Source organism: Devosia sp. Root413D1, assembly GCF_001425235.1.
GTDB lineage: Bacteria > Pseudomonadota > Alphaproteobacteria > Rhizobiales > Devosiaceae > Devosia_A.
The window spans coordinates 834,722-850,360 of the sequence record NZ_LMEA01000001.1 but is presented as its reverse complement, the minus strand read 5'-3'; the positions used below and the strand labels follow the sequence as shown (position 1 = coordinate 850,360).

Genomic DNA, 15,639 nt, shown 5'->3' with positions numbered 1-15,639 from the left:
CGGCCGTGCCACACCCGTCCCCTCGCCCCTCTGGGGAGAGGGTCAGGGTGAGGGGTAGCCAAGCACACTGGCTGAAGGGCTGTGCCCTCTGCGGTACCCTAACTGGATGGTCCTGCGCGCTTGGCGCCCCTCACCCCAACCCTCTCCCCAAAGGGGCGAGGGGGCGGTGTGGCACCGCCCGTGCAAGACGCTACGTTTGCGGTGTCGGCGCATCCATGCGCAGCAGACCTTCGTGCTTCAGCTCGCCCCACAGATCGGCGGGGATCTCGACCCGCATGCTTTCGACGTTGCGGCGCGGGTGATCGGGGTGGAAGGCGCCCGGGATCACCGAGGCGACAAGCGGATGGTGCAGGGTGAACTGCAGCGCTGCGGCCGCCAGCGGCACGCCGTGCCGTTCGCACACCGCTTGCATGCGGCCAACCCGGGCGAGCTGCTCCTCGTTGGCGATGGCATAGTTGTAGCGCGCGCCGGGCACCGGCCCGGTGGCGAGGATGCCGGAGGCGAAGACGCCTCCGATGATCACGCCGACGCCGCGCGCTTGGCAAAGCGGGAACTCGACATCCAGCACCGGCTGCTCGGCCAAAGTGTAGGGCAGCGCCACGAGGAAGAAATCGAGCTCGAAGCGTTCGAGGAAGCGCGGGATGGTGCCCATGCGGTTGACGCCGGCACCGATGGCCTTGATCAGCCCCGCTGCCTTCAGCTCCTCGAGCGCCCGCATGCCGCCACCGGCGTCGAGCGCATCGAGATGCTGGCTGACCAATTCCTCGCTGCCGAGATTGGCGAGGTCGAGATCGTGGATCACCAGCACGTCGACGCGATTGCGCCGCAGCCGCTGCAGGCTGTCCTCGTAGCTCCGCATCACCCCGGCATAGCTGTAATCGTGCCGATGCTGGAATTTCAGCCCGTTCGGCCAGCTGCGTTCGCTCGCTTCGAAGGCGGCAACGTCATCGGGCGCAAACAGCACCCGGCCGACCTTGGTCGAGACGATCGCCTCGCCCGGCGGGCGGAGGTAAAGCCCACGTCCGATCCGGTGCTCGCTGAGCCCGCGGCCATACCAGGGCGAGGTATCATAGAAGCGCACCCCGGCATCCCATGCCGCGTCGAGCGTGGCGTCGGCCTGGGTTTCGGGGATGGTGTTGAAGATGTTGCCGAGGGACGCGCCGCCCAGCCCGAGCCGGGGCAGCTCGAGGCTGGTCCGGCCGAGCGGCCTGAGCGCGAACGGATCCATCTCAGGCCCCGAAGGCGACCGGGGTCGGAACGATGGTCGCCAGCAGCTCGTCGATCTCGCGCTGGGTGATCGGGTCGACCGCGGTGGTCGGGCTGCGGACCAGGGCGTGGCGGATGATGCCGCGCCGCACCAGCAGCTGCTTGTGGATGGCGTAAAAGATGTCGCCGCCCTGGTTGCCCAGCCGGTTCACTGCCATGATCGTCGCATCGAAGCGCTGGCGCGCCGCGGCTTCATCGCCGCGCTGGAAGGCGTCCCACACCGCAACGAAATCGGCGGGCTGGCTGCAGAACGGCATGGTGCCATGCGCACCGCGCCGCAGTTCCTCGATGAAATAGCTGCCGCCGGCGCCGCCGAAAATCGTCAACCGGTCGCCCGCTGCACTCGACATCGCATGCACCTTGCCGGTAACCGGCACGGTCTCAACCTTGATGTAGGTGACGTTCCGGCAGGCGTCGGCGATGCGGAGCGCCAGGGCCGGCGAGATCGGCCCCTGCGGTACGTCCTGCAGGATGATCGGGATGCCGACTGCCGCATCGATGGCGCGGTAATAGTCGAAGATCTCCTCCGAACTTACCGGCATGAACGAGGGCGGGATCACCATCAGGGCATCGGCGCCCGCCGCCTCGGCAGCGCGCGAATAGAACACCGCGAGATCGGTGCCGGCAGCGCCGGAGTTGATAATCACCGGCACGCGGCCGTTCACCGCCTTGATCGTCGAGCGCGTGATCTGGGCGCGCTCGGCCTCGTTGAACTTGAACACTTCGCTGCCCAGCGCCACGCCGAGGCCGTGCACCCCGGCTGCGATGTTGAACTCGATCAGGCGTGCGAGGCTCTCCTCGTCGATGCTGCCATCGGGGTGAAATGGCGTGACGAGAATGGGCACTACGCCCCTGATGGCGGCGGAGGTCATGGACAATGGCTCTCTCAGCGATTTTCGAAGTTGAACATTTCCTCGACCGGGCGTTGCACCGGCGAGAAGTCGGAATTGGTTTCCATGTAGGGCGCCATCATCTCCCACCAGCGCCAGGTCAGGTCGCTGATTGGGGTCGCCGGATCGGGGGCGTTGTCGCGCTCCATATAGGCGAAGAGGTCGAGCCCGTTGCGGTAGATCGAGAAGCTGCGCACGCCGTCGCGCCGCATGGCATCGAGCATCTCGGGCCAGATCTCGTCGTGCTTGAGCTTATAGATCGCCTCGTTGCCGGGCTTCAGCTTCATCATCCAGGCAATGCGGACCACAGGTCTTCTCCCTAACCGGCGAGGCGGGTTGCCGCAGCGGCGGCCGGCGGCCATTCGCCGGCATAGCCGAGCCGGCGGCTCACGTGCTCGCAGGCGTCCCACAGCATGGCGACGACCGGCATGACGTTGTCGCCGCCCGGCTTTTTCACCGACGGCCCGGTGACGCTCATGGCGCCGACCGAGTGGCCGGAGCGATCGAGCAGCGGCACCGCGACGCAATAGACGCCCATCACCACCTCCTGGTCGTCGATCGAATAGAAGCGCTCGCGGATGCGGCCGATCTCTTCGCGCAGCCTGGTGGCGTCGACGATGGTGTGGCTGGTGAGCGCCGGCAGCGGGTGGGTATAGACCTCCTCCTGCCGGGCCTCGGGCATATAGGACAACATCGCCTTGCCTGCGCCGCCGCAGTTCAGCGGACCGCGCGAACCGATACGCATATCGAGCTGCATGCCCTCGTTGCCGCGCACCTTGTCGATGCACACCCCGAACATGCCGCTCAGCGCATTGACGTTCACCGTCTCGCGGGTGGCCTCGGCGATCTGCTCGGCGAACGGCCGGCAGAGCCGCGGCAGGTCGATGCGCTCGAGCTGCAGCCCGGTGATCTCGAGCAGGCGGAAGCTCAGCTCCCACTCGCCGGACGGCGTGCGATCGACCACCCCTTCTTCGCTGAGGTCGAGCAGCATCCGGTGCACCGAGCCGAGCGGCAGCTGCAACTGCTGCGCCACGGCGCGGACCCCCAGCGGACCCTTGCGGGCCAGCAGATCCATGGCCTGGACGGACCGGATGATGCTCGACATCTAGGTTGTTACTCCTCGCGGCTGCAGTCTGGTCAGGGAAGTGTTTCCCCGGCGCCAGAGACCTCCACCGTGTCATCCCCGCGAAAGCGGGGACCTCCGTTCGAGGCAGGCACCGTAAACAGAGGTTCCCGCTTTCGCGGGAATGACTCCGTGGTTGATCGCGACCACAACGCCTGGCCCTACCAGTGGGTCTTCTTGGTCGTGGCGTTGGGTTCGATCAGGTTGTCGTCGATATAGTCCCACTCGATTTCGTAGCCCATGCCGGGGCCTTTGGGCATGTGCACGAAGCCCTCGGAGTCGATCTTATCGACAGTGTTCTTGAGGTAGGGGTGCGGCGCGTCGTAATCGACGCCCGGCGCGAGCAGGCCCTTCTCGTAATACTCGGAGGTATCCTCGGAGGTGGCGCCGATCACCTGCAGGTTGCCCCAGCCGGCCATGTGCATCTCGCAGCGCAGCCCATAGGCTTCGGCGACGATGGCGGTCTTCCGCGCTCCGGTAATGCCGCCGCGCACCACGTCGATGCGGCTCATGTCGCCGGCGCCGCGCAGGATCCACTCGGCGCGTGAGAACACGCCGCCGGCGATGATCTCGGGGGAAAGGATCGGGATCTGCAGCTCCCGGCTCAGCCGCACATAGCTCTCGGTGCGGTATTCCGGCATCGGGTGCTCGTACCAGTAGAAGTTGAGCTTTTCGAGCTCGCGTCCGACCTGGATCGCCTCCTCCATGGTCATGTAGGTGCCCCACGGGTCGAACATCAGCACGTAATCCGGCCCCACCGCCTCGCGCACCAGGTGGCAGGTCTCGATATCGGCCTTGATATTGGACGGGCGGCCAGGTGTCGGCTGACCGGTCTCAGGGTTCCAGAAATAGTGCGGGTGGATCTTGTAGGCGATGTAGCCCTCGTTTTTGCAGGCCAGCGCATGCTCGGCATAGACGTGCGGCTTGCCGATATTGGGGTAGGTCGAGGCGTAGGCCTTCACCTTCTCGCGCCCGGCGCCGCCCATCAGCTTGTAGACCGGCAGGTTGGCGTAGCGCCCGGCGAGGTCCCACAGCGCGTTGTCGATCACCGAGGCGACGTTTTCCTGGACGTTGGCGACCCACATCCATTTCCAGATCATCTCGCGATCCATCGGGTCCTGGCCAACCAGCAGATCCTTGATACGCCACAGGATCTGCTGCTGGTCGACGACGTTGAGGCCCTCATTGTCGCCGTGCGAACCGCCGCCGAAATAGTGCCCGACCACGCCTTCGTCGGTGTGGATGGTGAGCACCGTCTGCATCATCTGCGTGTTGGGCAAAGGCAGCGCGTGGCCGACATCCCAGCGGTCGGCATAGGTGCGGAACGTCTTGATGGTGATGTCCGAGATCTTCACGGCACAAAATCCTTGGGTCGGGTGATAACTGGTTGTTATTCGTAGGCGTCGCCGCCACGCAGGCGATCGAGCAGGACTGCGGCGAGCAGCAGCAGGCCGACAATGATGTTTACGTAGTAGGGGCTGATGGCCTTGAGATCGAGGATGTTGCTGACCCCGGCGACCGCCAAGAGGCCAAGCGCACCACCGACCGGGTTGCCGACGCCGCCACGCAGGATCGAGTAGCCGCCGATCATCAGCGCCGCATAGACCTGGAACTCGAGCCCGACGCCGGTGGCACGCGCCGCGCTGCCGAGCTGCGCGGCATAGACGATGCCGCCGAGTCCGGCGCCGAAGGATGAGAGCAGCAGCGCCGCGACCCGCACCTTCTTCACCGAAATGCCGGCGCGCCCCGCGGCCTTGTCGTCACCGCCCACCGCCTGCACATGCCGACCGACGCGGGTCTTGGTAACGATCAGCGCGGCGATGGCGGTCAAGAGGATGGCGAGGAGGAAGAACAGCGGCAGCCCGAATACCGTGGTGCTGACCAGGTTGAACATGTCGATGTTGAAGGCAAAGATGGCGCCCTGCGAGCCGAGCAGCACCCAGGCGATGCCGCGCAAAGCCACCAGCATGCCGAGCGTCGCAGCGATCGGCTCTGCGCCGAAGCCGACAATGGCGATGGCGTTGATGGCGCCGAAGCAAAGGCAGGCGCAGAGCGTCACCGCCGCGGCGCTGGCCGGATCCCAGCCGAGCGAAATCAGCAGCGCGAACACCGCCGAGGAGAAGCCGACCATCGAGCCGATCGACAGGTCGACGACGCCCGAGAGCAGCGCCATGCCGGAGAAGGCGCCGACGATCAGCGGCACGATCAGGAAGGTGCCCATGATCGAGATATTGCCAAACGACAGGAATTTTGGCCCGACCCAGAACCAGCCCACCGCCACCACGGCGATGAAGGTGAAGGTGATCGAGGCGACCGAGCCGGTCAGCAGCTCGCGCCAGGGGTTATGCGGCGCGGGCGGCAGGGTGGACGCGGTGGTATCAGCGGTGACGTTGCTCACGGCGTTCCCTTTCTCGCGCGGAAGCCGTCGATGGCGACCGCGATGACGAGGATCAGGCCCTGGAAGATCGACTGGGTGTCAGAGCTGAGCCCGAAGAACACCAGCGAGGTGGGAATGGTGGAGAGGAAGCCGACGCTCAGCAGCAGCATCCAGAAATTGCCGCGCCCACCGGCGAGCGAAATGCCGGCGAGGATCACCCCGGCGATGATGTTGAGCTGCATGGCGTTGCCCGAACCCGGGTTGAACGGTCCGGCGGTCGCCGCGAACAGCACTGCGGCAAAACCGACGAAGCCCCCGGCGGCCATGAAGATGGCGAAACGCGTCGCCCTCAGCGAAATGCCGCGCGCCTTGGCGGCAGCGCGATTGCCGCCAACGGCGGTGGCGCGGCGGCCGTACTTCGTGCGCGGCACGAGGAACCCCACCACCAGCACCAGCCCCAGCATCGGCCAGAAGATCGCCGGCAGGCCGAACAAGCTGGCGCGGCCGAAATGATAGATGTCGGAGTTGAGCGGTACTTCGGCGAGCTGGAACACCAGGAACAAGGCGGCGAGGCCGATGAAATTGGTGGCCAGTGTCACGATCACCGGATTGAGCTTGGCAAAGACGATGATCGCCGCATTGAAGGCGCCCCACACCATGCCGGTGAGGACAGCGCCGACGATCACGACGGCAAGCGGCATGCCGGCCTCCGACAGCCGCACCGCGACGAGGCTGGCGGTGATCATGCCGGCCGGCTGGCTCAGGTCGATAAAGCCGCCCGAGATGGCGACGAGCCCCTGCCCGATCGCCAATACGCCGACGATCGACATGGTGAAGGCGATGGCCAGCACCGTCTGCTGCGACAGGAAGTCGGGGCGGTAGAGGCCGGTGGCGGCGATCAGCAGCAGCCACACGGCAAGCAGCATGATGCCGGTGCCCCAGCCACCGAACCGGACCGTTAACGGTACAGCCGGCGGCGCGGTCTCGGTGGCTTGGGTGAGGGACATCGGCGGTGGTTCCGAGGGGTTCATCGGCAGTCAGTGTGAAGTGTGAAGCGGTGCGCGTCGCCCCACCCCACCCGCTAGGCCCTCGCTGTCGCGAGAGGCAAGCTTCACTACCCTCCCCATCAAGGGGAGGGAGGGTGGTGAGGACGGTGCTGGTGCCGCTGCCTCTCCCTCCCCCTTGTGGGGAGGGTAGCGTCGCTAAGGGCCAGCGGCCCTGTAGCAAAGCTAGGGTGGGGGTGAGGCACCGCGCACCGTCCTGCCAGTCGGACTCAACCCTTGTTCGGGCAGAACAGCTCGTACTCCGTCGTCCCGGCGGGGGCAGCGAGCAGTTGCTTCACGCGTTCCGGCATGTCGGGCACCGACTTGGCCTGCTCGGCGGTGACCGGGCACGGCTGGACCTTGGAGGCCGGATCGCCGGCATCGGCCTTCAGCGCAGGGGTGTTGCCTTCGGCAATCGGCTTGATCACGTCCTTGATGGCATACACGGCGTAGCCCTCGAGGAAGTAGAACACCGAACCGACCAGATGCGGGTTGACGTTGTCGCCGGTGATGAAGGCGCCGTCCTGGCCCCAGCCGATGACTTCGTCGGCGCGGCCGAGTTGCTCGGCGGCGTTGATGAGGGCGAGCACACCACCATCGTTCAGGCCGACCACGGCGATCTTCTTGGCATCGGGATGGGCGGCGAGCAGGTCGCGAGCGGCCGGCAGGCCGACAGCCGCGTCACCCTGGCTCTCGAAGCTCACATATTTCTCCTTGGCAATGTCCGGGCAGACATTGCCGAGGCCGGTGCGCATGCCGCCGGTCCGCCACTCGTTGACGATGCCGGCGCCGGCGCCTTCAGCCGAGATCACCAGATCGGGCTCGCAGTTCCACTTTTCCTTGACGATGGCGCCGAGGCCCTCGCCGCCGGCAATGCCCGCACCGAGGTTGTCGATGCCGACGAAATACATGCCGGGATCGGCGATATCGTAGGTGACGATCGGAATATTGGCCTGCTTGGCGACAGCCGAGATGGCCGGGTTGGATGCAGCCTGGCCATTGAACTGGATGATCGCGTCAACACCCTCCTGCGCGAAGATCTGCACGTTCTTCAGAGCCGTCGCAGGGTCATTATTGTTGGAGAGCTCGACGTAGTCCCAGCCCTCCTTCTCGGCGAGGGCGCGGGCGACGTCGCCCTGGGCCTTCATCCATTCGCAGCAGGTGTTGCCACCCACCGCCATGCCGAGCTTGAACTTGTCCTGGGCTTCCGCGACACCGGCAATGCCGATGAGCGCGGGAACCGAAAGCGCCATGACGGCGAATGCACGTACTGAGTTGCGCAAGATAGGTCTCCTCCCTTTTGCGAAAATAGTCTGATCGGCTCCGAGGCTTTGCCTCAGGCCGCAACCTCCGCGGCGCGCGCTTCGGGCGAGTCGCCCGGAATGGCGCCGGTAATCAAACCGACGATCTCGTTGACCTCGGTATCCTTGACGGTGCGGGTGGCGATCGAGCGGCCCAGCCGCATCACCGTGATGCGATCGGCGACGCTCATCAGCTGCTGCATATTGTGGCTGACGATGATCACCGAGACGTCGTGCTGGCGCAGGTCGCGGATCACCTCGAGCACCTGGCCGGTCTCGCGTACCCCGAGCGCCGCTGTCGGCTCGTCGAGGATGACGATGCGACGACCCCAGAGCAAAGCCCGGGCGATGGCGAGGCACTGGCGCTGGCCGCCTGACATACCCTTCACCGAGACGTTGATCGAGGGGATCTTCACCTTGAGCATGTCCAGCACTTCGCGGGCCCGCTCGCGCATCCGGCGGTCATCGACGAGGTTGAACAGCCGGGCCAGCGGGTGCTTCGAGAGTTCCTCGCGGCCGAGATAGACGTTCTGGTAGGCCGACATGGTGTCGACCAGCGCCAGGTCCTGGTAGACCGTCTCAATCCCCGCATCCATGGCGTCCTGGGCGCGCTTCAGCACCACCGGCTTGCCATCGATGACGATGTCGCCGCCGGACGGGGTGACGATGCCGGAGAGGATCTTCAGCAACGTCGACTTGCCGGCGCCGTTGTCGCCCACCAGCCCCACCACCTCGCGCGGTCGCAGCGTCAGCGACGCATCGGCGAGCGCCACCACCGCACCGAAATGGCGCGAAATACTGTGTGCCTCAAGGACAGGCGAGAGCGCCTCGTCACTCATGAGCTTCCTCCCGATCGCCCGTCGTACGTTCCGCATCTGGAACGGGCGTTTCATATTAGGGACAGCTAATCGCCGGCTCCGGTGCTTGTCAACGGGGCGCGGGATACGACTTGCGACTGAGCGACGAGTGCGGCGGAGTTGTCCGGCCGTCAGGTTGGCGCTAGCATCGAAGTGGGTGAGCGAGTGACCTGGAGTGTAAAATGCCCAGTCCGTCCAATGCGCGCTACGAAGTTACAGCCTACATCATTGCTGCCGTCGTCATCGCCACGCTGGTGGGCGCCCTGGTCGGCGCCGTGTTCGCCGATAACGACGCCGGCCGCGCCTCGGTCGGTATCGTCGCCGCCTTCTGTGCGGTGGCGGCCGAGATCGTCATCCGGCGTTATCTGGGCGAGGCGATGCCGCAATTCTTCCTTTCCAACCGCGAACGACACGCGCCGCTGTCGGTCTGGGTCGGCGCCTTCGTTACCGCCGTCGCGGCAGGCCTTGCGACCAGCAGCATCGGCCAGCTGATGGGCATCACCGACAGCATGATGATCGGATTGCTGGCCGGGCTGTTCGCCGGGCTGATCGCCTCGGTGCTGGTGGTGCTGCACGACCACGAAGCGAACCTTCGCAGCGGAAGGAAGCCGGCAAGCAACGTGGTTTAGGACACGGTCGCTTCGGCTCCTTCGCCTTCTACCCTTGTGGGAGAAGGCGATCACGGTGAGGCCGGTGCTACGTCGTCAGCACGCGGTGCAGCACGCCCTGCAGGTGCCGGTCGAGCCCGTCGCAGGCGGCCTCGACATCACCAGCCTTCAGCGCGTCGATGATCACCATATGCTCCTCCATCGAGGTCACGGTGTTGGCCGGGCCGACCGCGTTGAGGTTGTGCAGGCGCAACAGGTACATCTTCTGGGTCAGCCGCGCGTAGTTGACCCTGATCTGATCATTGTCGAAGGCGGCGACGAAGGTGTCGTGGAACTTCCGCTCGAGCAGTTTTACCGGCACGCGGTAGCGTTCCATGTCGTTAGTCTGGCGGACGAAATCGATGATCCCGAGATGTTCGGCGCGCATCGCGTCGATCCAGGCTGGGGTCACGGTCTGCGCGAACTTCCTGAGGCCCTCGCGTTCGAGCAGGCCGCGAAACTGGAAGCAGTTGCCGACGAACTTCACGTCCGGATAGAAGATGGTGATCCCCACCTTGCGGCGGACGGTGATCAGCCCCTCGGCCTCGAGCAGCGTCGTCGTTTCGCGCATCGGCGACAGCGACAGACCCAGCACCTTGCACAGCTCCTCCTGCGTCAGGGTCTGGCCGAGCTTCAGACGGCCGTCGATGAGAGCGTCAAAGAACGCGGCGTAACCGGCATTCTCGATTTCACCCCTCATCCTTTTCTCCTAGCCAATGGCGCATTGACAGTTGTTCGAGCCCCATAATACGCTCTTAATAGCGCTAATAAATATATTTAAAAGCCGGCGCTGCGAGAAAACTGGGAGCGGCCGGGCCATTTGAGCCACCGCGCTCTAGGCAAATCGGGACCCCGCGGGGAGGCGGCGCGATCCACCGAACGTTGATCGCCCCAGCGATCAGTCCGGCACGTCGCCGCAATCGCCAAGCCGCACACGAGCTCATCTTGGAGGAGAGCCCATGACCAAATCATTCGACACCCAGAAGCCGGCCGGCTGGTCGCGCCGCCGCGTGCTGAAGACCGCTGCAAGCGGCCTGGCGCTGGCCGCCGCGAGCAGCTTCCCGATGCCCGCCCTGGCGCAGGGCAAGAAGCTCACCTACTGGGGTGGCCTGATCTTTTCGGACGATGCCAACAAGCTGCTGACCGACACCATCAACGCCTGGGGCGCCGCCAACGGCGTCGCCACCGAAGTGGTGATGATCAACCAGAACGAGACCACCCAGAAGGTCTCGGCGGCAGTATCGTCCAACACCATGCCGGATGCCCTCGACATGGGTCTCGGCCTCGCCCGGCTGCTCGCCCGGCAGAGCCAGTTCTCCGATGTCGGCGATCTCTACAAGAAGATCGGCGACGCGCAGGGCGGCTGGTTCGCCGGTCCCGATACCGCATCCGACCTGACGGCGGATGGCGGCATTGCCCGCGTCGGCATCCCGTTCGGCGTCAACGGCAACCTGCTGCTGCGGCGCAAGGACCTGCTCGAGCCCGCCGGCTTCACCGAGGCGCCCAAGACCTGGGACGAACTGGTGACGCAGGCGGAAGCCATCAACAAGGCACCGGTTTCGGGGCTGGGTCTCGCCCTCTCCAATGTCGGTGACGCCAACCTGCAGGTCGCGGTGCTGCAGTCGTTCGGTGGCCGCATCGCCGACGACGCCGGCAAGAAAGTGACGATCGACTCGCCCGAGACGCGGTTGTGGCTCACCTGGCTGAAGAATGCCTGGGACAAGGGCCTGTTCTCGCCCGGCAACACCACCTGGGACGGCGCCGGCGACAACCAGGCTTATCTGTCGGGCCAGGCCGGCTTCATCGCCAATACCGGCTCGGTCGGTATCGCCGCGCGGAAAGACGATCCGGAACTGTTCGAATCCAGCGCCTTCTCGCCGCTGCCCGGCGGCCCCAAGGGCATCATCTCGCCGATCGACGTGCAATTGCGCGCCATCACCAAGGCGAGCCCGGTGCAGGACGAAGCCAAGGCGCTGCTCGAACACCTCTCGTCGCCAGAGTTCATGAACGCCTATTTCAACGTGGCGATCTATGGTCCGGTGCTGACCAACCAGGAGAAGCTGCAGGCGTTCGACGGCACCAACACCATCCTCGTCGGCCTGCTCGGGCTCGCCAAGAACGGCACGGCTCCGGCCTACCCGGATGTCAACAACGCGGCCTTCGCTGATTTCGGCTCCAACTTCCTCATTCCCAAGCTCGCCCAGCGCGTGGTGGTGGATGGCTGGGACTTCGACAAGGCGATCGCCGAAGCGCAGACCCAGGGCCAGGCGATCTACGACAAGTACTGATCCCAAGTTCCTCCCTGCCGCGGATGGTTCCTCCCGGGGCCATCCGCGGATGTTTTGGAAAAGTTACGCATTGCATGGCCTGAGTGCTTGGCTGCCCCTCACCCCCACCCTCTCCCCAAAGGGGCGAGGGGGCGTTGTGGCACTGCCGGCGCAAAGTGCGTCCCCTCGCCCCTCTGGGGAGAGGGTTAGGGTGAGGGTGAGGGTGAGGGTGAGGGGTAGCCAAGCGCACCGATCATGACTGTTTCAACGCAAGACTCCACTCCCCGCCGCCGCTTCGGCGGTGGGTTCAAGCTCAAGCTCTTCGCCTATGCGCTGGTGGCGCCGGTGGTGCTGCTGATCCTCGGGCTGGTCGCCTATCCGTTTTTCTTTGCCATCTGGGTGTCGTTCACCGACATGGTGATCGGCAGCACCGGCAACTTCATCGGCTTCAAGAACTTCGAATACCTGGCGGGGACCGCGACCTTCTGGGCCGCCATCCGCAACACCATTGTCATCGTCCTCGTTTCGGACGTGCTGAAGCTGGTGATCGGGCTGGGCCTGGCACTGCTGGTGCACCAGAACCTGCCGGGGCGAGGTATCTTCCGCTCGTTCCTGATGCTGCCTTGGGCCATGCCGGCTTTCGTCGCCTTCCTCACCTGGCGCGTGCTTTACCAGCCGATCGGCGGCGGCATTAATCTGATCCTCAACCAGACCGGGCTCTACGCCGGCACCGTCGACTGGCTCGGCACCCGCACCACCGCCATGGCTTCGGTGATCATCGCCTCGGTGTGGCGCGGTTTTCCGTTCTGGTTCATCTCAATTCTTGCGGCCCTGCAATCGGTGCCCAAAGAACTTTACGAGGCGGCGATCGTTGACGGCGCCAATACCTGGCAGCGGTTCTGGAACGTCACCATCCCCAGCATTCTGCCGGTGATCATCGTCACCACGCTGCTCTCTTCGATCTGGACCGCCAACGGCTTCGAGCATGTCTGGCTGTTGACCGCCGGCGGCCCGTCGGACGCCACCATGGTGTTCCCGGTGCTGGCCTATTTCGGCATGCAGACCCAGCGCATCGGTGAAGCCGCCGCGGTGTCGGTCTACATGCTGCCGGTGCTGGCCATCCTCGTGATCTTTGCCACTTCGCTGATGATGCGGAGGGAGGAATAATGGCCAGTCTCGCCGAAATCGCCAGTGCGGCGCCGACCAATGCCGGCGCCTCGGCGCGTCGCCGGTTCCTGATCGCCCGGCTGCTGAGCTATGCCGCGTTGATCGTCGCGGTCATCCTCGTGCTGTTCCCGGTTTACTGGATGCTGGCGACGTCGCTCAAACTGCCACGCGACATCCTGCGTGTGCCGTCTCTGTGGCCGTCCCGCTTCAGCCTCGCCAACTTCGAGAAGCTGCTCGCCGACGGGCAGTTCCTGCTGTCGATCCGCAACAGCTTCATTGTCGCCTCGACCGTCACCGTGATCTCGGTGATCATCTCGTCGTTCGCCGCCTATTCGATGGTGCGGTTCCGCTATCGCTTTCGCGGCGTCATCGGCCGGCTGATCCTCTTCGCTTACCTCACCCCCGGCTCGCTGCTGTTCATTCCGCTGTCGATCGTCATGGCGCAGCTGAAGCTCGGCAACTCGCTGCAGGGCCTGATCCTCGTCTACCTCACTTTCTCGCTGCCGCTCTCCACCTGGCTGCTGCAGGGTTATTTCCGCGGCGTACCGCGTGAGCTCGAGGAGCAGGGGATGATCGACGGGCTGACCCGGTTCGGGGCGCTGCTGCGCATCACCCTGCCGCTCTCGGCGCCCGGCCTCGCGGCGGTCGCCATCTTCACCTTCACCGGCGCCTGGAACGAGCTGCTGTTCGCACTGGTGCTCACCACGTCGGAAAGCGTGCGCACCGCGCCGCTGGCGCTCAACTATCTCATCACCTCCGACGTCTTGCCCTGGGGCCCGCTGATGGCCGGCGCAGCGATCTCGTCGGTGCCGCTGATGATCCTCTATTTCGTTGCCCAGCGCTTCATGGTGGCGGGCATGACCGAGGGATCGGTCAAGGGATGACGGGGGTTCCCGCCTATGCGGGAATGACCCGGTGACACACCAACTGCAGTGCAATTTAGGAACAAGAGAATGGGTATCAGAGTTGCGGTCGGCCAGTTCCATGAACTGAGCGAGGAAAGGCTCCGCTTCGCGGCGCAGATCGGCGCCACCGGGTTGCAGATGAACAACCCGACGCTGCCGGGCGACAATCGCTGGGAGCAAAAGGACGTCAGGGCGCTGGTCGACCAGGTGGAGGCAGCCGGCCTCAAGTTCGAAGCGATCGAGAACGTCCCCACCCATTTCTACCACAAGGCGATGATGGGGCTCGAGGGCCGCGACGAGCAGATCGAGAACTACCAGGCAACGATCCGCGCCGTGGCGCGCGCCGGCATCCCGGTGCTCGGGCTGCACTTCATGCCCAACTCGGTGTGGACCACCAAGCGCGATGCCGCGACCCGCGGCGGCGCCGTGGCCCGGCAATTCGACATGGCGGTGGTCGAAGCCAATATCGACAATCTCGAGCTGCTCCGCTCGTTCATGCCGACGACGCTCGGACGCGCCTCCTCGATGCCGCTGTTCGGCAAGGACGGCCCGCTGATCACCGAAGAGCAGATGTGGAGCAACTACGAGTATTTCATGAAGGCGGTGCTGCCGGTGGCCGAAGAGGAAGGCCTGAAGCTGGCGCTGCACCCGGACGATCCGCCGGTGCCGATGCTGGGCGGCGTGGCGCGGCTGTTCTACAAGCCGGAGAATTTCAAGAAGGCCTATGACCTGGTCGGCCGCTCGGAGGCTTGGTCGCTCGACCTCTGCCTCGGCTGCTGCTCGGAGATGGAAGGCGGCAAGGCCAACGTCAACGAGATGATCGAGTATTTCGCGCCCAAGGGCCGGATCTCCTACATCCACTTCCGCGACGTGAAGGGGTCGGTGCCGAACTTCGTCGAGTGCTTCATCGGCGATGGCAATTTCGACCCGGCCGAAGTCATCGTGCTGCTCGCCAAGAACGGCTTCGATGGCTTCCTGCTCGACGACCACGTGCCCAAGATGGACGGTGACAGCGACTGGAACCACCGCGGCCGCTCGCACGCGATTGGGTATATGCAGGGGTTGATCCGGATGGCCGAGTTTTTGGGCAAGGCTTGATCCGGCACGCCGCAACGGCGCTTCATGGGCGGTCCAGTGGGCCGCCCTTTGTCTTGTGGCCCTCGCACAAGCAGCGCGCCGGCGAGGCTAACCCAACCACTCGCCAAGCGGCTCATCGTCCCATACCTGCGCTTCGATGTACCGGTCCGGACCGGTGGTTTCGGCACGTTGCTGGGGGAGGCCGAACTGCTCGACGAGCCAAGGCAGCTCGCCGAGGGTAAACACCTGCCCGCGGTGCGGCTTGCCGTCATGTGCCGCATGGCGGGGAAGCTGTCGCCATAGGTGAAGCTGACGATCCGGGGGTCGAAACGCGCCAGCGGCACCGCCAGCGAACATCCCTCGAGATACCAATCGCGCACCCAGTCGCATTGCCCCAGGATCATGTAGCGCGGCGTGCTGCGGACCGGACGGCCACCCTTGTCGATGAAGCGCTGCCGGACCAGCGCTTCCAGGTCACGCCGGATGACCAGGTAGTCGGGCCGCCGCTGGCTGGCAAAGCCGTCGCCGCGCTGGCGAATGGCCTCGAGCACGCTCTCGGCCTCCGCGTGTGGCAGGTCCGAAAGCGATCGGAACGGACCGCGCTCACGGGCGTAGTAATGCGAGAGGATGCTGGGAACCATGTGACCGCCACGAGCGACTGCGCCGGCTAGTAATAGCGGCGGCGGCACAGTTGCGAGAAATGGAAATATCGCGCCACG

15 protein-coding genes are annotated in these 15,639 nt (G+C 65.1%); 5 read left to right on the top strand and 10 right to left on the bottom strand.

Annotated features, from left to right (window positions below; genetic code table 11):
* Nucleotides 1-190 precede the first annotated feature (190 nt).
* The 9 genes from ASC89_RS04030 to ASC89_RS03990 form a co-directional block, all read right to left on the bottom strand.
* A complete protein-coding gene (locus tag ASC89_RS04030) occupies nucleotides 191-1,228 on the bottom strand; it encodes an aldo/keto reductase (protein WP_055994780.1) in 1,038 nt (345 codons plus the stop codon).
* 1 nt (nucleotide 1,229) lies between these two features.
* Entirely contained in the window at nucleotides 1,230-2,138 is a 909-nt protein-coding gene (locus ASC89_RS04025) for a dihydrodipicolinate synthase family protein (RefSeq protein ID WP_055994777.1), read from the bottom strand.
* A 14-nt stretch (nucleotides 2,139-2,152) separates the two neighbouring features.
* Nucleotides 2,153-2,464 carry an L-rhamnose mutarotase gene (locus tag ASC89_RS04020; protein ID WP_055994774.1) on the bottom strand — a complete coding sequence of 104 codons (312 nt, stop codon included), beginning with the start codon at nucleotides 2,462-2,464 and terminating at the stop codon, nucleotides 2,153-2,155.
* Nucleotides 2,465-2,475: 11 nt separating this feature from the next.
* Complete coding sequence (locus ASC89_RS04015) at nucleotides 2,476-3,261, bottom strand: IclR family transcriptional regulator (RefSeq protein ID WP_055994771.1); 786 nt, start codon at nucleotides 3,259-3,261, stop codon at nucleotides 2,476-2,478.
* Nucleotides 3,262-3,440: 179 nt separating this feature from the next.
* Complete coding sequence (locus ASC89_RS04010; RefSeq protein WP_055873456.1) at nucleotides 3,441-4,634, bottom strand: enolase C-terminal domain-like protein; 1,194 nt, start codon at nucleotides 4,632-4,634, stop codon at nucleotides 3,441-3,443.
* Between the two features lie 35 nt (nucleotides 4,635-4,669).
* On the bottom strand, nucleotides 4,670-5,677 hold the full coding sequence (locus ASC89_RS04005) for an ABC transporter permease (RefSeq protein WP_055994768.1): 1,008 nt from the start codon (nucleotides 5,675-5,677) through the stop codon (nucleotides 4,670-4,672).
* The gene (locus ASC89_RS04000; RefSeq protein WP_055994765.1) at nucleotides 5,674-6,663 is read right to left on the bottom strand and encodes an ABC transporter permease; all 990 of its coding nucleotides are present in this window, start codon (nucleotides 6,661-6,663) and stop codon (nucleotides 5,674-5,676) included. Before ASC89_RS04000 ends, ASC89_RS04005 begins: the two co-directional genes overlap by 4 nt.
* A 266-nt stretch (nucleotides 6,664-6,929) precedes the next feature.
* Entirely contained in the window at nucleotides 6,930-7,982 is a 1,053-nt protein-coding gene (locus tag ASC89_RS03995; protein WP_156384487.1) for a substrate-binding domain-containing protein, read from the bottom strand.
* Nucleotides 7,983-8,035: 53 nt separating this feature from the next.
* The gene (locus tag ASC89_RS03990; protein ID WP_055994759.1) at nucleotides 8,036-8,839 is read right to left on the bottom strand and encodes an ATP-binding cassette domain-containing protein; all 804 of its coding nucleotides are present in this window, start codon (nucleotides 8,837-8,839) and stop codon (nucleotides 8,036-8,038) included.
* Nucleotides 8,840-9,039: 200 nt separating this feature from the next.
* On the opposite strand from ASC89_RS03990, the gene ASC89_RS03985 reads away from it, so the two are divergent.
* Nucleotides 9,040-9,486 carry a hypothetical protein gene (locus ASC89_RS03985; protein ID WP_055994756.1) on the top strand — a complete coding sequence of 149 codons (447 nt, stop codon included), beginning with the start codon at nucleotides 9,040-9,042 and terminating at the stop codon, nucleotides 9,484-9,486.
* A gap of 67 nt (nucleotides 9,487-9,553) precedes the next feature.
* Here the strand turns inward: ASC89_RS03985 and ASC89_RS03980 are convergent, their stop codons facing one another.
* Entirely contained in the window at nucleotides 9,554-10,204 is a 651-nt protein-coding gene (locus tag ASC89_RS03980; RefSeq protein ID WP_055873473.1) for a GntR family transcriptional regulator, read from the bottom strand.
* Between the two features lie 259 nt (nucleotides 10,205-10,463).
* On the opposite strand from ASC89_RS03980, the gene ASC89_RS03975 reads away from it, so the two are divergent.
* The 4 genes from ASC89_RS03975 to ASC89_RS03960 all read left to right on the top strand — a co-directional run bounded on the left by ASC89_RS03975 (nucleotide 10,464) and on the right by ASC89_RS03960 (nucleotide 14,941).
* Nucleotides 10,464-11,792: an ABC transporter substrate-binding protein gene (locus ASC89_RS03975; protein ID WP_055994753.1), complete on the top strand. Its 1,329-nt coding sequence runs from the start codon at nucleotides 10,464-10,466 to the stop codon at nucleotides 11,790-11,792.
* Nucleotides 11,793-12,026: 234 nt separating this feature from the next.
* Complete coding sequence (locus ASC89_RS03970; protein ID WP_055873478.1) at nucleotides 12,027-12,938, top strand: carbohydrate ABC transporter permease; 912 nt, start codon at nucleotides 12,027-12,029, stop codon at nucleotides 12,936-12,938.
* A complete protein-coding gene (locus ASC89_RS03965; protein ID WP_055873481.1) occupies nucleotides 12,938-13,822 on the top strand; it encodes a carbohydrate ABC transporter permease in 885 nt (294 codons plus the stop codon). Before ASC89_RS03970 ends, ASC89_RS03965 begins: the two co-directional genes overlap by 1 nt.
* A gap of 69 nt (nucleotides 13,823-13,891) precedes the next feature.
* The gene (locus ASC89_RS03960) at nucleotides 13,892-14,941 is read left to right on the top strand and encodes a mannonate dehydratase (RefSeq protein ID WP_055994750.1); all 1,050 of its coding nucleotides are present in this window, start codon (nucleotides 13,892-13,894) and stop codon (nucleotides 14,939-14,941) included.
* Nucleotides 14,942-15,639 lie beyond the last annotated feature (698 nt).

Coding starts and splice junctions, on each gene's coding strand:
- ASC89_RS04025 (WP_055994777.1), bottom strand. CDS start 2,138: ATGACCTCCGCCGCCATCAGGGGCGTAGTGCCCATTCTCGTCACGCCA.
- ASC89_RS03990 (WP_055994759.1), bottom strand. CDS start 8,839: ATGAGTGACGAGGCGCTCTCGCCTGTCCTTGAGGCACACAGTATTTCG.
- ASC89_RS03965 (WP_055873481.1), top strand. CDS start 12,938: ATGGCCAGTCTCGCCGAAATCGCCAGTGCGGCGCCGACCAATGCCGGC.
- ASC89_RS03975 (WP_055994753.1), top strand. CDS start 10,464: ATGACCAAATCATTCGACACCCAGAAGCCGGCCGGCTGGTCGCGCCGC.
- ASC89_RS04030 (WP_055994780.1), bottom strand. CDS start 1,228: ATGGATCCGTTCGCGCTCAGGCCGCTCGGCCGGACCAGCCTCGAGCTG.
- ASC89_RS03970 (WP_055873478.1), top strand. CDS start 12,027: ATGACTGTTTCAACGCAAGACTCCACTCCCCGCCGCCGCTTCGGCGGT.
- ASC89_RS03985 (WP_055994756.1), top strand. CDS start 9,040: ATGCCCAGTCCGTCCAATGCGCGCTACGAAGTTACAGCCTACATCATT.
- ASC89_RS04000 (WP_055994765.1), bottom strand. CDS start 6,663: ATGTCCCTCACCCAAGCCACCGAGACCGCGCCGCCGGCTGTACCGTTA.
- ASC89_RS04015 (WP_055994771.1), bottom strand. CDS start 3,261: ATGTCGAGCATCATCCGGTCCGTCCAGGCCATGGATCTGCTGGCCCGC.
- ASC89_RS03980 (WP_055873473.1), bottom strand. CDS start 10,204: ATGAGGGGTGAAATCGAGAATGCCGGTTACGCCGCGTTCTTTGACGCT.
- ASC89_RS03960 (WP_055994750.1), top strand. CDS start 13,892: ATGGGTATCAGAGTTGCGGTCGGCCAGTTCCATGAACTGAGCGAGGAA.